Genomic DNA, 14714 nt, shown 5'->3' on the forward strand with positions numbered 1-14714 from the left:
GAAAGGCGTTTCCATGCGTCGAATCTCAACCCTGTTAGCCCTGGCCTCCGGCGTCTGCCTGGCACTGTCCGGCTGGGCCACCGCCGCCGAGGCCGACTCCCCGGCCGCCGCCGACCAGCAGCGCTACATCGTCCAGCTCTCTGGCGTGTCGCGGGCGCAGGTGGCGAACGAGGCGCAGCAGCAGGTCACGGCGCACAAGGGCGTGCTGGTGGGAACCTACCGGTACGCCTTCAACGGCTACTCGGCCCTCTTCACCCCCGAGGAGGCCGCCAAGCTGAAGGGCGATCCCGGTGTGCTCACCGTCGAGCCCGACCACGAGGTGCACGCCTTCGCGCAGACCGTGCCGAGCGGCATCAAGCGCATCTACGCCGACCAGAACATCAACCTCGACATCGACGGCACCGACGACGTCCGCGTCGACGTGGACGCGGCGGTCGTGGACACCGGCGTCGACCTCGACCACCCCGACCTGAACGTGGTGGCCAGCACCAACTGCACCAGCGGCGTCTGCTCGGGCACCGGCGACGACGACAACGGGCACGGCAGCCACGTGGCCGGCACGATCGGCGCCATCGACAACTCCGTCGGCGCGGTCGGCGTCGCCCCCGGCGCCCGCATCCACGCCGTCAAGGTGCTCAACTCGGCGGGCTCGGGCACGCTGGCCGGCATCGCCGCCGGTCTCGACTGGGTCGTGGCCAGGGCGAGCACGATCGAGGTCATCAACCTGAGCCTCGGCTGCCAGGGCTGCAGCAGCTCGGCGATCAGCAACGCGATCACGAACGCCACCAACGCGGGCATCGTCGTCGTCGTGGCCGCCGGCAACAGCTCGGCCGACGCCTCCGGCTTCTTCCCCGCCAACCACCCCGACGTCGTCACCGTCTCGGCCGTGACCGACTTCGACGGCCAGCCCGGCGGCCTGGCCGGCACGATCACCGTGCCGTGCCGCACCGACGGCGCGACCGACACCGACGACACCCTCGCCTGGTTCTCCAACTACGGCACCACGGTCGAGGTCGCCGCCCCCGGCACCTGCATCTACTCCACGTGGATGAACGGCGGCTACAACACCATCAGCGGCACCTCCATGGCCAGCCCGCACGTCGCGGGCGCCGCGGCCGTGCTGACCAGCGGCTCGAACAAGCCCACCACCCGGGCGGGGGCGCTGGCCGTACGGGACAAGCTCAAGGCCACGGGCAACCTCAACTGGACCGACGACGCCGGCGACGGGGTCAAGGAGCCGCTGCTCGACGTGCACGACGCCACGCAGTACCCGCCGACGACCGGTGGCAACCAGCCGCCGGTGGCCGGCTTCACCCAGTCGTGCGACAACACCACGCGGGCGTGCTCGTTCAACGGCTCCGGCTCCAGCGACCCGGACGGGAGCATCGCCTCCTACGCGTGGACCTTCGGCGACGGCTCCACCGGCAGCGGCGCGACCGTGTCGCACACCTACGCCGCCGCGGGCACGTACACCGTGGCCCTCACCGTGACCGACAACGGCGGGGCCACGAACACCACCAGCAAGAGCATCACGGTCGGGACCACCCCCGGGAACTGCACCGGCTACCAGACGCCGTTCTCCGGCAACCTGACCAGCGGGCAGAACGTGTACTACCCGAACAGCTCCGGCTACACGGCCGCCGCCGGGACGCACCGGGCGTGCCTCGACGGGCCCTCCGGCGTGGACTTCGACCTGTACCTGCAGAAGCAGGGCATCCTCGGCTGGACCACGGTGGCCAGCAGCGCGGGCAGCGGGCCTGACGAGTCGCTGACCTACAACGGCACGGCGGGCACCTACCGCATCCGCGTGTACGCGTACAGCGGCAGCGGCGCCTACACGGGCGGCTACACCAAGCCGTAACCCCACACCTCCGCGACCCCGTGCCCCACACGGGGTCGCTCCCCTTTTCCGGCCCCCCGTGCCCCACGCGGGGTCGCCCCCCCTTTCCAGCCCCCGCGTTCCCCTGCACGGGGGTGGCCCCCGTTCTCCGGCCTCCCGCGTTCTCCCACACGGGATCGCGCTTCCCCATCCGCGTTTCGACCCGATCGCGGGCACGCCGCGTCCGGGGCCGCTACGGTCGCACACGAGCCGGGCTCGTCAAGGTCGCCGAACTGTGCCCGCCCCCGCCGTGAGCCGGGGTTCGAGCTCGGGGAAGGAGCCGTCGCCGAACAGGATCCGCGCGGCCAGCGCCCGGCCGGGACGGGTGCGCAGGACGGTCACCGCGGCCTCCGCCGCGACCGGTGACCGGATCCCCGCCGACAGCCGCCGCAGCAACAACCGCCCCCGGAACCGGGCCCGCAGCGCGGCCCCGTCGTACCGCTTCAGCACCTCTCGGTCACCGGTACGCAGATAGTCGGCGATCACCGACGCGGCCAGCTCGGACATCCGCAGGCAAGGGTCCAGCCCACCGGCCGTCAGGGGCGACACCGCGCCCGCCGCGTCCCCGACCAGCAGCCCGTCCGGGCACGCCAGCCGCCGCAGCACGCCCCCGACCGGGATCGGGCCTCCCCTGCGCTCGACCGGCCCGGCGGGCGTCGCGCGACCGGGCGCGTCGGAGGCGAAGGCGTCCAGCAGACGGCGGACGCCGGCCCGCATCGCCCCCGGCTCCCCCGCGACCCCCACGTGGGCGTGCCGCCCGTCGTCCAGCACCCACCCGAGGTACCCCGGAGCCACCCGGGGATCCAGCACGCAGTGGAACGCCGGAACGCCCGAACCCGGCGCGACGGCATGGACGATCTCGGCGCCGACGAGAAAGCGCCGGTTGACGTCGAGACCGAGATCACGCGCCACCCGCGACCGCGCCCCATCCGCCCCCACGACAAACCTGACCCCCACCACCTCCACCCCCACAACGCCGACCGCGCCCTCCGCGCCCTCCGCGCCGCTTGTGCGCTCCAGGCGTACGAGGCCCGATGAGCTGCCCGTGTACCGGACGCCCAGCAGGACCCGGGCGCCGGCCGACTCCGCCGCGCGGCGGGCGTGCTCGTAGACGGCGGCCATGTCGGCCACCCGGAACTCGTCCCGGTCGCTGGTGAGCCGGATCGGCGAGCGCCGCGACGGCGGATACAGCAGGACGTCCCGGACACCGGGCCCGAGCAGGTGGCCGGGCAGGTCGAAGTCGTCGAGCGTGCGGCGTACGAAGATCCCGGTGGTCCGCACGCCGGCCGCCAACGACCTGCGGCGATCGACGACCATGACGTCCAGCCTCCGCCGGGCCAGCAGGCGGGCGGTGCTCAACCCGGCCAGCCCCGCCCCCACCACCAGAACGTCTACTGTCTGCATATTCCGGGACGTTAGGCCCGAACCCCCACCTAAGGGGCAGTCTGCACGGTACCCGCCCCCAACCTGCACACCCCCACCACACCACCAGCGGCACGTTCACACAGAGGCCCGAGGCCGGCAGTCAGAGCCTCGCATCGCGCCCACGGGCGAGGGACGTCAGCGCACCGCGCCCACGGGCGTGGGACCTCAGCGCACCGCGCCCACGGGCGTGGGACCTCAGCGCACCGCGCCCACGGGCGTGGGACCTCAGCGCACCGCGCCCACGACCGCCTTGCCTTCGTGGGCCGCCGCCGCGTAGAACGGCGCCAGCGCCTCCAGCCCTTCGTACGTCCCGCCCGCGTGACCGGCGCCGAACCTCCACCCCTCCTCGGCCAGGCCCCGCGCGACCGCCGCCACCTGACCGGGATCCAGCACGAACGGCGGCCCGTAGCCGACCTCGCACCCCGCCACGTCGTTCGCGCCGTCCTCGCCGGTGGCCGACGCCAGCCAGGGGAAGCAGTGCCTCCATCGCGCGGTGCCGTGCTCGGCCTCGGCGCGTCCCTCGGCGATGGCGGTGAGCGAGCGGTGGTCGTCCGCGAACACGTCCGTCTCTGGAGGGAGACCGCGCGACCGGCCCTCAAGGACGGCCCCGATGAGGGCGGGGTCGGCCCGTACGGACTCCAGCAGCGCGGCCTCGATCTTCGCGAGGCTCAACCTCATCGACACGATCAGGAATCGTACGCGGCGCCCGGCACGTCCGGATGCTCCTGGAGTGCGGCGAACGGCCCCTGATCGACCACGATCACCTTATCTCCGGCGTACCCGTCCAGGTCAGCGGCGTTCCAGCTCTCGCCCGGCCTGATCTGGTGGAACCGGAACGTCGCGCTGGTCTCGTTCGCGGTCACGACGCAGCGCACCGGGCCGCGCGGGTGCAGGGCACGCGCGAGCCGGACGACCTCCAGGGCGAGCGCCACGCCGTGCAGCAGCAGGACGCGCTGGCCGTCGTCGCCGATCACCGGCGCGTGGTCGACGGTGACGACCTCGACCGGGACGAAGTCCTCCAGGTGCACGGAACTCCGGTCGCACTCCCAGCCGGTGAGGTCGTGGAAGGGCGCGGGGGCACGTTCGGCGCCGTCCGTCGAGACGGCCCAGCCGAGCACCTCACCCCGCCGGACGAGCCCCTGGGCCACCCGTTCCCGCAGGCCGGAAGCGAGGCCGCCCGGCGATGCCGGCAGAGCCGGGCCGCCCGGCACACCGAGCAGACCGGCCGCGGAGTCGTTCATCGTCACGCGCAACACACCGTCCATGATCCCGGCCACGGCGCCCCCGCGAGCAACCGGCCGACCATGCGGCCCGGAGGCCCGGGAGCCCGGAAGCCAAGGGACCGGGTGCCCGAGGTGCCCGAGGTGCCAAGGGATCAGGAGCCCGGGCCTGGGCCCGGGGCCGGGAACCGGGAACCGGGAACCGGGAACCGGGAACCGGGGGTTAGGGAAGCAGGTGGAGGAGTTCGGCTTCTTCGTCGGCGGTGAGGCCGGCACGGGTCACCCGGTGGCCGGAGGCGCGCAGCCAGGCGAGCGTGTCGCGGGCGGTGTCGGCGACCGGGCGGATGCGCAGCCCGGCGGCCAGCGTGGCGGAGGTGTCCCGGGCCATGAACCCGGCGTATTCCGGCAACGGCAACCACAACGGCAGCGAACGCGGCCCGGCCCAGGGCTCGACCTTGTGCCCGGTGAGGAACTCCTGGCCCGCCCAGACGAGCTCCGGCGCCACCGCCAGCCCCTCAGCGATGCCCGCCAGCATCTCCCCCCTGGTGAAGGGCATGGAGATGCCGTCGTAAGGGCCGGTCAGCCCGGCCTGGGCCGCGTCGAGCGTCCAGGCCGCGAGATCGCGTACGTCGACGAGCTGCACCAGATCGCCGGGCGAGCCGGGAGCCAGCACGCGGCCACCGCGCGCCAGGCGCTCGACCCAGTAGGTGAACCGGTCGGACTGGTCCTCGGGGCCGACGATCAGCCCGGCCCGTACGTGCAGCGCGCCGTCGCCGAGGATCTGCTCGCACGCCACCTTGGCCGGCCCGTAGTTCTCCGGGTCGCTCTCGTCGGCTCCGGCGGGCAACGGGTCGTGCAGGACCTGGCTGACCCGGGTCGCGTCGGAGTAGACGCTGCACGACGACACGAACGTGTAGTGTCCGGCCCGGCCCGCCAGCTCCGTGACCGCGCGCCGCACCTGGCTGGGCAGCCTGGCGACGTCGACGACCAGGTCGAACGACCCCTTCAGCGGCGCGAGCCCGCCGTCTTCGGCCCGGTCGACCCGGACGAACTCCACGCCCGAGGGCGGCTCGCCGGCCACGCCGCGCGCCGCGCACACCACCTCGTGCCCGCGGTCGCGGGCCTGCCGTGCGATCTCCCTGGACAGAAACATCGTGCCGCCGAGAACAAGTGTCCGCATGCCTGCCATCCTGGCCCACCCGGCCCGTCCGGACCCCCGCTCTTCACTTCCAGCGCAACACTCCGATCACCTTCAGCGGTCATGTATCCGCGGAGCGGCGGACATGCTCTCATAGGGGTGATTCGGGGACTCAGTTCAAGTCAGGCGAGGAGACATGCCCGAACCAGGCTCCCCAGCACCCGGCATTTCCGGCGACGGCTCCCGTCGTACGGCGCCGACCATCGAAGAGGCCGCCCGGACGATCCTGCTCGACGTGGCCCCCGAGGACGTGCGCTTCCTGCCCCTGGCCTGCGCGGACTTCTTCGGCAACCCGGCCGCCCGCAGACGCGCGGTCCGCGCCACGCTGCGCGGACGCGAACGCGACCAGCCCACCGGCTTCGACGCGGGCGAGGGCATGCAGCTCGTGCTCGGCGTGGTCCTGACCCTGCTCAACGGCGTGGCCTGCGAGGTGCTGACGGGCATGACCACCGAACGGGTCGACCGGCTGCGGGCCCGGTGGCGGGAGCGCCGCCGTCGCAGGGCGCTGACCTCGGCCGTCGCCCCGCAGGGCGAGCGCACGCCGTTGCCCAGGGTCAGCGCGGTCGAGGCGGCGGCGATCGGCGCGCAGGCGGCCGAGATCGTGCTGGCGGCGGGGATGCCCGAGGAGCTGGCCCAGCGCGTGAACACGCTGCTCGCCGCGGCCCTCATCGACCCGCGGCCCTGACCGTGGGCCCGCCCGCCGGCCCCTTCCGGCAGGCGACGGCGCGGGCCGGCACGCCCGCGACGCCGCCTCCTCCGCGGCTGGACCCGTTCGCGCTGCCGGCTGCGACCACGGCCCGCTTCCTGCTCATGATCGTCGTCGCGGTCACCAGCGCCGTCCACCTGTACCTGCTCCTGCTCGACCGGTACGCCGCCGGCAGCCCTGACCGCGGCTATCGTGCCTGCGCCCTGGCCGCCGGATCCGGCGCGGGCCGGATCCCCGACGGCGTCCTGGTCTCGGCCTACATCGACTGTGTCCAGCGGTGTTCGGCGCGCACCGGGTGGAGCGTGATCGGCATGGTGGCCGGGCTGCTGGCGGTGGCCGTCGTGATCCACCTCCTGCATCCGCGCCTGGTCATGCTCTCCGGCCCCCGACCGCTGGCCCAGTTCGCGGTGGACGAGGGCATGGCCGCCGTGGTGCGGCGCGTCGAGGACACCGTACGGGCCCTGGCCCCGGGGACGGAGGTGTACGTCGCGACCCTGCGCGCGAGCGCGAGCGGCCGGGCCTTCGGCCGTCGTCCCCGGTACCGGATCATCCTCGACCTCGGGCTGCTGCGCGCGGCCGACGCCGACCCCGGGCAACTCGACACCGTCCTCGCCCACGAGCTGGCCCATCTGCGCAACAAGGACGTCGGCCTGACCACGTTCGCCTTCGCGGTCTGGTGGGCGTACCTGCTGGTCGTCGCGCTACCGCTGCTGGTGCTCGCGGCGGTCGAGCCGGGCCTGCTCACCGTCCTGCCGTGGCGGCTGGCGGCCGTGCTGGCCCTGCTGTGGTTCGCCCGCACCTCGGTGCTCAGGACCAGGGAGTACTACGCCGACCTGCGCGGCTGCGCCACACCGGACGGCGAGCGGCTGATCCTGGCCACCCTGAGCCCGTCACGGCCGCACAACCGGCGGCGCCGACGGGACCGGGGGCCGTGGTCCTTCCACCCGGGCGACGAGGAGCGGGCCGGCGTCATCCGCGGCGCGCCCCGGCTGTTCCGGATCGGCGTGGTGGAGTCCGCTGCCGCCGGCGCGCTGCTCGGACTGGGGTACTCGCCGTGCGTCCAGCTCGTGGAGATGACCTTCACGGTGCCCGTGGCCTCCCTGTTCAGCCCGGAGCGCCTGGCCGTCGGGGTGCTGTTCGGGGCGCTGGCCACCGGGGCGGTCGCCGGCACCGTGTGGCGGGCCGGGCTGCTGGCGCAGGCCACGCACACGCGTCCGCCGTCCACGCTGCCCGCCGCGCTGGCGCTGACGGCGGGGATGGTGACCGGTCAGCTCGTCGCGCCACCGCTGGCGACCGCGGCCGGCTCGTGGGGCGACATCCTGGCCGGCTCCCCCGTGATCGCGGTCGTGCTGGCGGCGCTGCTCGCCGTCCTGTTCCAGCTCATGCTGAGGTGGGCGGTCCTGTGCGCGTCGGTGTGGCTGCCGCTGGCCCGGCGGGTCCGGACGGCCGCGCTGGCCGGCTCGGCGCTGTCGGCGGTGATCTTCGGGGCGTGGCTGAGCCACTGGTTCGACATGATCGCGTCGATGATCGACAGCGCGGCGAGCTGGGACATTCTCTGGTACGGCCTGTTCACCGCCGCTTTCAGCCCGGCGTTGCTGCTCTGCGTCGTGCTGGCCTGCGCCACCGCGTCGATCGGCTGGGCGGTGCGGCGTGGCCTGCCGCCCCGGCCCCTCGCGGCCGTCTGGCGGGACGCCCCGCCGAGCCGTCTTGCGGCCCCCCGCATGCCGCTGCCGGCGGTCAACGTCACCGCGCTGGCGATCTGCCTCGTCTACGCCGGGGTGATGATCCCCTTCTACGAGTGGCTGCGCTCGGCCTTCGGCGGCGTGCCGCTCACGGGGGCCGTGCCCATGGAGAGCGCGGCCACTCTCTTCGCCCCTCTGCTCGTCGTGGCGACCGCCGTGGCCTTGACCGGGGCGTTCTGCTTCGGTGTGGCGGCCGGGGGGCGGGGCGGCACCGCGCCGGTCGTGGCGGGCGCCGGGATCCTCATGCTGCTGACCGTGTTCGGCCTGGTGCCGCTCATCATGATCCACCTGGTCATCGCGGCGTGCGGCGCCGAGAACCTGTGGTCCTGCATGGCTCCTCTGCCGCGCCTCGTCGCCCTGTCGCAGAGCGGGCCGTTCTTCTCGGTCGGGTTCGCCGGGCTGATCGTCGCGGGCACCGGCGCCGCGTGGCTGGGCAGCGCCCTGCGCGGCGCCGCGCAGGCGCTGTCCGCCGCGGGCCCCCGGCCTTGGGGAGCGCGTCCGTGGAACGGCGTCACCGGGCGGCCGGTCGGCGCCGTGTTGTCGCTCGTCCCCACCGCGCTCGCCACGGTGCTCTTCGGCTACCTGGCCGTCAACATGGTGGCCGCCGCGGGGGACAAGCCGGTGGCCGTCGATCGCGCGGCCGTGACCCGCGAGCTCGGCGCGGCTCCCCGGGGTCCGCTGCCGCCGGCCCGCGCCTGCTCGGCCGTCGGCGCGGTCAGCTCCGGACTGCTGTTCACCGACACCTTCGGCGACTTCTCCCGCGTCATCGCGGGCATGGCCAGGAGCGCCGGGTACGCCATGGCCGCGCGCGACCCGGCCGTCCAGGCCATGGGACGCGAGACGGCGGCCGCCCTGCTGGCCGGGGACTCCGCACGGGCGATCCGCGACCATGGCGCTCTGCGCCACCTGTGCGTGGTCACGGGCGTGCTGCCCTCGTGATCACTCCTCCGGCGCGGGGGGCAGCCGCAGGGCGATGACGGCGATGTCGTCGAGGCCGGTGCTGGGCAGGCCGCTGAGCACCTGGTCGCAGAAGCTCTCCAGCGGCTCGGCGGCGAGCGACTCCGCCACCCGGCGCAGCCGTTCGAGACCGAGGTCCAGGTGCTCGCCCGACCGTTCGATGAGCCCGTCGGTGTAGAGCAGCAGCGTGCTGCCCGGCGGCAGCGGCTCGGCCGCGGAGGCGCGGGTCTCGTCGTCGAAGAAGCCGAGCAGCGGGCTGACGGCTTCCTCCAGGAAACGTCCGTGGCCCTGGGCGGTGACCAGCAGGGGCGGCGGATGGCCGGCCACCGCGAACCGCAGCCGGTGGCCGCCGTTGCCCTCCTCCACGCGGGCGAACACGCACGTGGCCGTGACCTCGGAGGACAACGACTCCATCGCGACGTTGAGCCGGGTCAGGATCTCGCCGGGCGGCTCGCGGCGGTCCATCGCCAGCGCCCGCAGCATGTTGCGCAACTGGCTCATCAGGACGGCCGCCGACAGATCGTGCCCCGCCACGTCGCCGATGACCAGCGCCGGGACGCCGTCGGGCAGGACGAAGGAGTCGTACCAGTCGCCGCCCACCTCGGCGGCGCTGGGGCTGGCCCGGTAGCGGGCCACGATCCGCAGGCCGGGCAGACACGGCGGCTCGGCGAGCAGGCTGTACTGCAGGGCGAGCGCGACCTGCTGGGTGCGCTGGAAGCGGATGGCCCGGCTCAGCGCGTCGTGGGCATGGCCGAACATGTTGCCCAGCAGCGTGATGTCGGCCCGGTTGATCGCCGGACGATCCCCGCACGTCACCACCCCGACCACGGCGGGCACCGCGCCGTCGACCACGACCGGCAGGACCAGCATGCTGTTGGCGTCGTTGGCGGCCAGCCACGCGCGGGTGCTTTCCGGCGCCAGGTCGGGCGGCGGGCACCCGGCTGGGAACGTCTGGAGCACGGGCCGCCGCCGCCGGACGACCGCCACGAAGGCGTTGCCCTCGTCGAGCTGCTCCTCGCTGTACGGCGACAGCGGCGCCAGGCCGCGACGTGCCGCCGTGACCAGCCGCTCGACGACGAACGGCGCCTCGCCGCGCCGATCGCCGGTCAGGTCGGTGATGAGGTAGACGCTGCAGCCGTCGGCCAGCTCGGGCACGATGACGTCGGCCAGCGCGCCGAGCATCTCCTCAAGGCTGGTGAGCTGGGCCGTGGCCGCCGCGGCCCTGTCGAGCAGGCGCTGCCGCCGCTGCTCCTGCCACTGCTCCTCGATGTCGGTGCACGACCCCACCCACTCCACGACCTGGCCGTTCTCGCAGATGGGCACGGCGCGCAGCTGGAAGTGCCGGTAGGAGCCGTCGGCGGTGTGCAGCCGGTAGACGTGCTCCCAGGTCTCGGTGGCCCTGTTGACCGCCCGGGCCCACGACCTGATCGTGTCCTGGCGGTCGTCGGGATGGACCATCCTCAGCCAGCCCTGCCCGCGGTGCCCCTCCCACGGCTGCCCGGTGACCCGCTCCCAGCTCGGGCTGGGCTCCTTCACGTAGCCGTCGCGGGTGGTCACCCAGACGATCTGCGCGCTGACCTTCATCAGGCTCTCGTAGCGGCGCAGGATGCGGCGGCGCTCCTCGGCCAGGGCCTCGATCCGGCGGGCCGCGGTGACCTGCTCGGTCACCTCCATCACCACTTCGAGCACGCCGTAGTCCCCCGGCCCGAAGACCACGCGCGACAGGCTGGAGGTGAAGAACCGCGGCTCCTCGCACTGCGGCCCGACGACGTACTCCGGCTCCGCCGTGGTGACGAACGGCTCGCCGGTGGCATAGACGTGGTCGAACTGCGCGCGGAAGTGCACCTGGACGAACTCCGCGAACGCCTCCTCGATCGGCATCCCGGTGCGGCTGTCGGCGAACAGGGAGCGGTAGGCGGCGTTGGTGTAGACCAGGCGGTGGTCGGGGCCGCGCGCGACCGCCACGCCGACCGGCGCCGGTTCCAGCACCTCGAACGCCAGCCCGCTGCCCGCGGGCTCGCCGTCAGCCCCCATCGTGACCTCCCCCGACGGCCACAGCCTCCCTTCCCCCTACCCGCGCACGATCCGCCCCGAACGCGCGCCGCGGGGGCCGGTCAGCCGCCGGCGCCCGGCGGGACCAGGCCCGACCGCTCCTCCAGGTAGGCGATCGCCCCGACGCCCTCCTCGGCGAAGAACACCAGCTCGGTGAGGGGCAACGGCAGGAAGCCCTCCGCCTCCATGCGCTGGAACTGCTGCTTGAGCCCGTCGTAGAAGCCCGCGGTGTTCAGCAGCACGACCGGCTTGCTGTGCAGGCCGTGCTTGCGCAGCTCCAGGATCTCGGTGGCCTCGTCGAGCGTGCCGCTGCCGCCCACCATGATGACGAAGCCGTCGGCGCGGGACAGGAGCTGCGCCTTGCGCTCGGCCAGGTCGCGGGTGATCATCATCTCGTCGGCGCCCGGACGGGCCTTGTGCGCCAGGAACTCGACCGAGACGCCCACCAGGCGGCCGCCGGCCTCCTGCACGCCGTCGGCCATGACCTTCATCAGGCCGCTGTCGGAGCCGCCCCACACCAGGGTGTGCCCGCCCTTGCCGATGAGCTCGGCGAACTCGCGGGCGGGGCGGGTGTAACGCTCGTCGAGGTCGGCGGCGGAGCAGAAGACGCAGATGTTCACGCCGTCACTGTAGGCGAACCCGTCCAGGCCAGGGCACCTGGGAAGGATCTGCCCAAGATCCGTCGAGCCCGGTGCCCGTCCGTCACGGCGGGGGTACGTCCTGGTCCATGAAGAAAGCCATCAACGTCTGCTTCGGCGTGGACGTGGACGCCGTGGCGGGCTGGATCGGCTCGTACGGCGGCCAGGACTCGCCCAACGACATCCAGCGGGGCGTGTTCGCCGCCGAGGTCGGGACCCCGAGGCTGCTGCGCCTGTTCGCCCGCGAGGGGATCAGGACGAGCTGGTTCGTCCCCGGCCATTCGGCGGAGTCGTTCCCCGACCAGATGCGGCGGATCGTCGAGGCCGGGCACGACGTCGGCGCGCACGGCTACATGCACGAGAACCCGGTCGCGATGTCCGCCCAGCAGGAGGAGGACGTCCTGGCGCGCAGCCTGGAGGTGCTGGACAAGGTGCTCGGCGTCCGGCCCCGGGGCTATGTGGCGCCGTGGTGGGAGATGTCCGCGCGGACCGTCGAGCTGCTGCTGCGCTACGGCTTCGGCTACGACCACTCGCAGTCCTACCGCGACTTCCAGCCCTTCTACGCCCGCAAGGGCGAGCAGTGGACGCACATCGACTACGAGCAGGCCGCCTCGACCTGGATGAAGCCGCTCGTGCCCGGCCAGGAGGTGGACCTGGTGGAGTTCTCGGCCAACTGGTACCTCGACGACCTGCCGCCGATGATGTTCATCAAGAGCTCGCCGAACAGCCACGGCTTCGTCAACCCGCGCGACCTCGAACAGCAGTGGCGCGACCAGTTCGACTGGGTCTACCGCGAGCTGGACTACGCGGTCTTCCCCGTCACGCTGCATCCCGACGTCAGCGGGCGTCCCCAGGTGCTGCTGATGCTGGAGCGGCTCATCGCGTACATGCGCGGCCACAAGGGGGTCACGTTCATGTCGATGGCCGAGGCCGAGATCGACTTCCGCGCCCGCTTCCCCTTCGACGGGCGGGCGCGCCCGGCCGACATGCACTGAGCCGCCCCCGGCCGCGGGCCGGGGACGGCTCGGGCCCCCGTCTACGCCCAGGGCGGGCCGACGACCCAGCTCACGTCCGCCGCCCAGGAGGCGGCGTTGTCGAAGGCGTGCGAGCCGCCGTTGCTCGCGATGTAGACGGTGTTGTCGTAGTGGCGCAGGAACCGGTCGGGGAAGTTGGCGGCGGCGAACGACGTGCCCTGGCCGCTCTTGCCGGCCTGCGGGCAGAAGGTGGCGTCGGCGGCGAACAGCGCGCTGCCGTCGTCGTGCTGCCGGTAGAGCTGGTAATTGCGGTGCCGCAGGTAGTCGCCCGGGTAGTTCCGCGACTCGAACGACACGCACGAGGCCCCGGCCAGGCCGCTGCGGACGATCCACGTGGCGTCGCTCCTGTCCAGCGACGAGCTGCCGGCACCGATCACCGACGTGACCACCTGGTCGTTCTGGTGGCGCAGGTAGCGGGTGGTGCAGCAGGCCGTGGTCGCGCGCAGCGAGACGGACGCGCCGGGGGTGAGCGTCCCGTCCGCGCCGCCGCCCGTGGTGGTGTAGCCGGCGGCGACGATGTTCGCCTGAACGGCGTTCTCGGTGGCGTTCGAGGGGTAGCCGGCGGTCATCACACCCTCGTAGAAGGTGCCCGCGGAGCCGTTGCTGTTGTCGCCGCCGATCCCGAGGATGATCGCGCCCTCCTTCTTCATGGGGTTGTAGCCGGGGGCGTTGGGACGGGGGCCGTCGTAGTAGGTGGACAGGCCGCCGGACTGGGCGTTCCCGGCGCGGATCGCCCAGTGGTTCGGCTCGCCCTTGACGACGGCGGTCAGGTAGCGGTGGCTGACGCTGGGGTCGCCCGGGTTGTAGCCCGGGTTCACGCCGGAGAACAGGCCGTTCTCCAGGTCGGCCATGACCAGGGGCCGTTGCCGGTGCCGTAGCCCCAGACCTTGATGTCGCCGAAGTAGATGGCCTCCATGGTGCCGTTGCCGTTGTCGCGGCTGTTGGTCTCGGCGTTGCCGTAGTCGAAGCAGCAGCCGCCGTTGTGGTGGGTGCCGTCGAAGACGGCGTACATGCCTTCGGGCTGGTCGCCCTTGGCGATGCCGTTGGTGACGTTGTCGCGGTAGCCGGTGCCGGGGGTGACGCGCACGCCGTACGCCTTGTGGCCGTTGACCATGGTCGGGGCGGCGGTCGCGATCGCGAGGTTGTCGTACCCGCCGGGCGCCGGGCCGGGGAAGCCGCCGGGGGGCGCCTGGGTGAGGTGGTTGCCCCGTCCGGACTGGTCGTAGAGGACGGTGATGAGGCAGGTCGTGCCGGCGCAGAAGGTGTCCTGGGCGGCGGCGTCGGCGTAACCGCCCGCGGCGAGCAGGCCGATGTCGCGGGTGGCGTTGTCGGAGGAGCGGCGGACCTGGTAGAGCGGGCCGTTGTAGGCGGCGTACAGGGCGCGGGTCGTGCTGTGGGCCGCCACGCAGGGGGTGCCGCCGGCGGCGTAGATGTCGCACGACTGCTGGGCGGCGGCCCGCGCCCGGCTCACGCCGTTTCACACAGCCGCACCACGACGACCGCCCCGGACTTCAACCGACCGGCGTAGGCGTCCGCCTGCATCCGGTGGGTGCCGGCGCTCCAGAGGGAGCCGACGGTGAGTGACGCCTGCTTCCAGGCGGGCGAGCTCATCAGGAGGCGATCCGGCCCGTCCGCGTCGTCCTGCCAGCCGCGCCACCGCAGGCGGTCGTGCGCCAGGCGCAGGGCCTCCTCGAAGGTGGCGGCGCCGAGGTCCAGCACCACGATGTCCTCGACCTGCATCGTGCCGTTATGTGCCAGCTCCGCCTGCTCCTGTCGCACCGTCCGGCCGATCTCCCGGACCTGGGCGAGGGCCGCCGGGTCGGCCTGGAGGCGAGCCGGGCGGCGGCGGGGGGTGATCAACGG

Annotated in this window: 12 protein-coding genes and 1 pseudogene; 4 read left to right on the plus strand and 9 right to left on the minus strand. The window is 73.3% G+C overall.

Features of this window, described 5'->3' with window-relative positions:
* Positions 1-13: 13 nt before the first annotated feature.
* Positions 14-1861: a S8 family serine peptidase gene (locus tag ACFYUV_RS19785; RefSeq protein WP_387670184.1), complete on the plus strand. Its 1848-nt coding sequence runs from the start codon at positions 14-16 to the stop codon at positions 1859-1861.
* Positions 1862-2098: 237 nt separating this feature from the next.
* Here ACFYUV_RS19785 and ACFYUV_RS19790 read toward each other — a convergent pair whose 3' ends face one another.
* The 4 genes from ACFYUV_RS19790 to ACFYUV_RS19805 form a co-directional block, all read right to left on the minus strand.
* Positions 2099-3283 carry an FAD-dependent oxidoreductase gene (locus ACFYUV_RS19790; RefSeq protein ID WP_387670186.1) on the minus strand — a complete coding sequence of 395 codons (1185 nt, stop codon included), beginning with the start codon at positions 3281-3283 and terminating at the stop codon, positions 2099-2101.
* Between the two features lie 246 nt (positions 3284-3529).
* Positions 3530-3988: a hypothetical protein gene (locus ACFYUV_RS19795; protein ID WP_387670188.1), complete on the minus strand. Its 459-nt coding sequence runs from the start codon at positions 3986-3988 to the stop codon at positions 3530-3532.
* A gap of 2 nt (positions 3989-3990) precedes the next feature.
* On the minus strand, positions 3991-4560 hold the full coding sequence (locus ACFYUV_RS19800; protein ID WP_387670190.1) for a hypothetical protein: 570 nt from the start codon (positions 4558-4560) through the stop codon (positions 3991-3993).
* A 187-nt stretch (positions 4561-4747) separates the two neighbouring features.
* Complete coding sequence (locus ACFYUV_RS19805; protein ID WP_387670191.1) at positions 4748-5704, minus strand: NAD-dependent epimerase/dehydratase family protein; 957 nt, start codon at positions 5702-5704, stop codon at positions 4748-4750.
* Between the two features lie 154 nt (positions 5705-5858).
* Between ACFYUV_RS19805 and ACFYUV_RS19810 the strand changes: the two genes are divergently transcribed.
* Both ACFYUV_RS19810 and ACFYUV_RS19815 read left to right on the plus strand, forming a co-directional pair.
* Entirely contained in the window at positions 5859-6407 is a 549-nt protein-coding gene (locus ACFYUV_RS19810; protein WP_387670193.1) for a hypothetical protein, read from the plus strand.
* 2 nt (positions 6408-6409) lie between these two features.
* Entirely contained in the window at positions 6410-9109 is a 2700-nt protein-coding gene (locus ACFYUV_RS19815; protein ID WP_387670195.1) for a M48 family metalloprotease, read from the plus strand.
* Here the strand turns inward: ACFYUV_RS19815 and ACFYUV_RS19820 are convergent, their stop codons facing one another.
* Positions 9110-11161 carry a SpoIIE family protein phosphatase gene (locus ACFYUV_RS19820; RefSeq protein ID WP_387670197.1) on the minus strand — a complete coding sequence of 684 codons (2052 nt, stop codon included), beginning with the start codon at positions 11159-11161 and terminating at the stop codon, positions 9110-9112.
* Positions 11162-11241: 80 nt separating this feature from the next.
* A complete protein-coding gene (locus ACFYUV_RS19825; protein ID WP_387670199.1) occupies positions 11242-11799 on the minus strand; it encodes a TIGR00730 family Rossman fold protein in 558 nt (185 codons plus the stop codon).
* 107 nt (positions 11800-11906) lie between these two features.
* Between ACFYUV_RS19825 and ACFYUV_RS19830 the strand changes: the two genes are divergently transcribed.
* Positions 11907-12812: a polysaccharide deacetylase gene (locus ACFYUV_RS19830; protein ID WP_364389603.1), complete on the plus strand. Its 906-nt coding sequence runs from the start codon at positions 11907-11909 to the stop codon at positions 12810-12812.
* Positions 12813-12853: 41 nt separating this feature from the next.
* Here the strand turns inward: ACFYUV_RS19830 and ACFYUV_RS19835 are convergent, their stop codons facing one another.
* From ACFYUV_RS19835 to ACFYUV_RS19845, 3 genes and pseudogenes are all read right to left on the minus strand, one after another.
* Positions 12854-13420: an AbfB domain-containing protein gene (locus ACFYUV_RS19835; RefSeq protein WP_387670378.1), complete on the minus strand. Its 567-nt coding sequence runs from the start codon at positions 13418-13420 to the stop codon at positions 12854-12856.
* Positions 13409-14322, minus strand: a pseudogene (locus ACFYUV_RS19840) (arabinofuranosidase catalytic domain-containing protein); the annotation flags it as partial. The pseudogene ACFYUV_RS19840 and the gene ACFYUV_RS19835, both read right to left, overlap by 12 nt.
* Complete coding sequence (locus ACFYUV_RS19845) at positions 14319-14711, minus strand: hypothetical protein (RefSeq protein ID WP_387670201.1); 393 nt, start codon at positions 14709-14711, stop codon at positions 14319-14321. The pseudogene ACFYUV_RS19840 and the gene ACFYUV_RS19845, both read right to left, overlap by 4 nt.
* Positions 14712-14714 lie beyond the last annotated feature (3 nt).

The sequence above is a fragment of the Nonomuraea sp. NPDC003560 genome (assembly GCF_042878785.1).
GTDB lineage: Bacteria > Actinomycetota > Actinomycetes > Streptosporangiales > Streptosporangiaceae > Nonomuraea.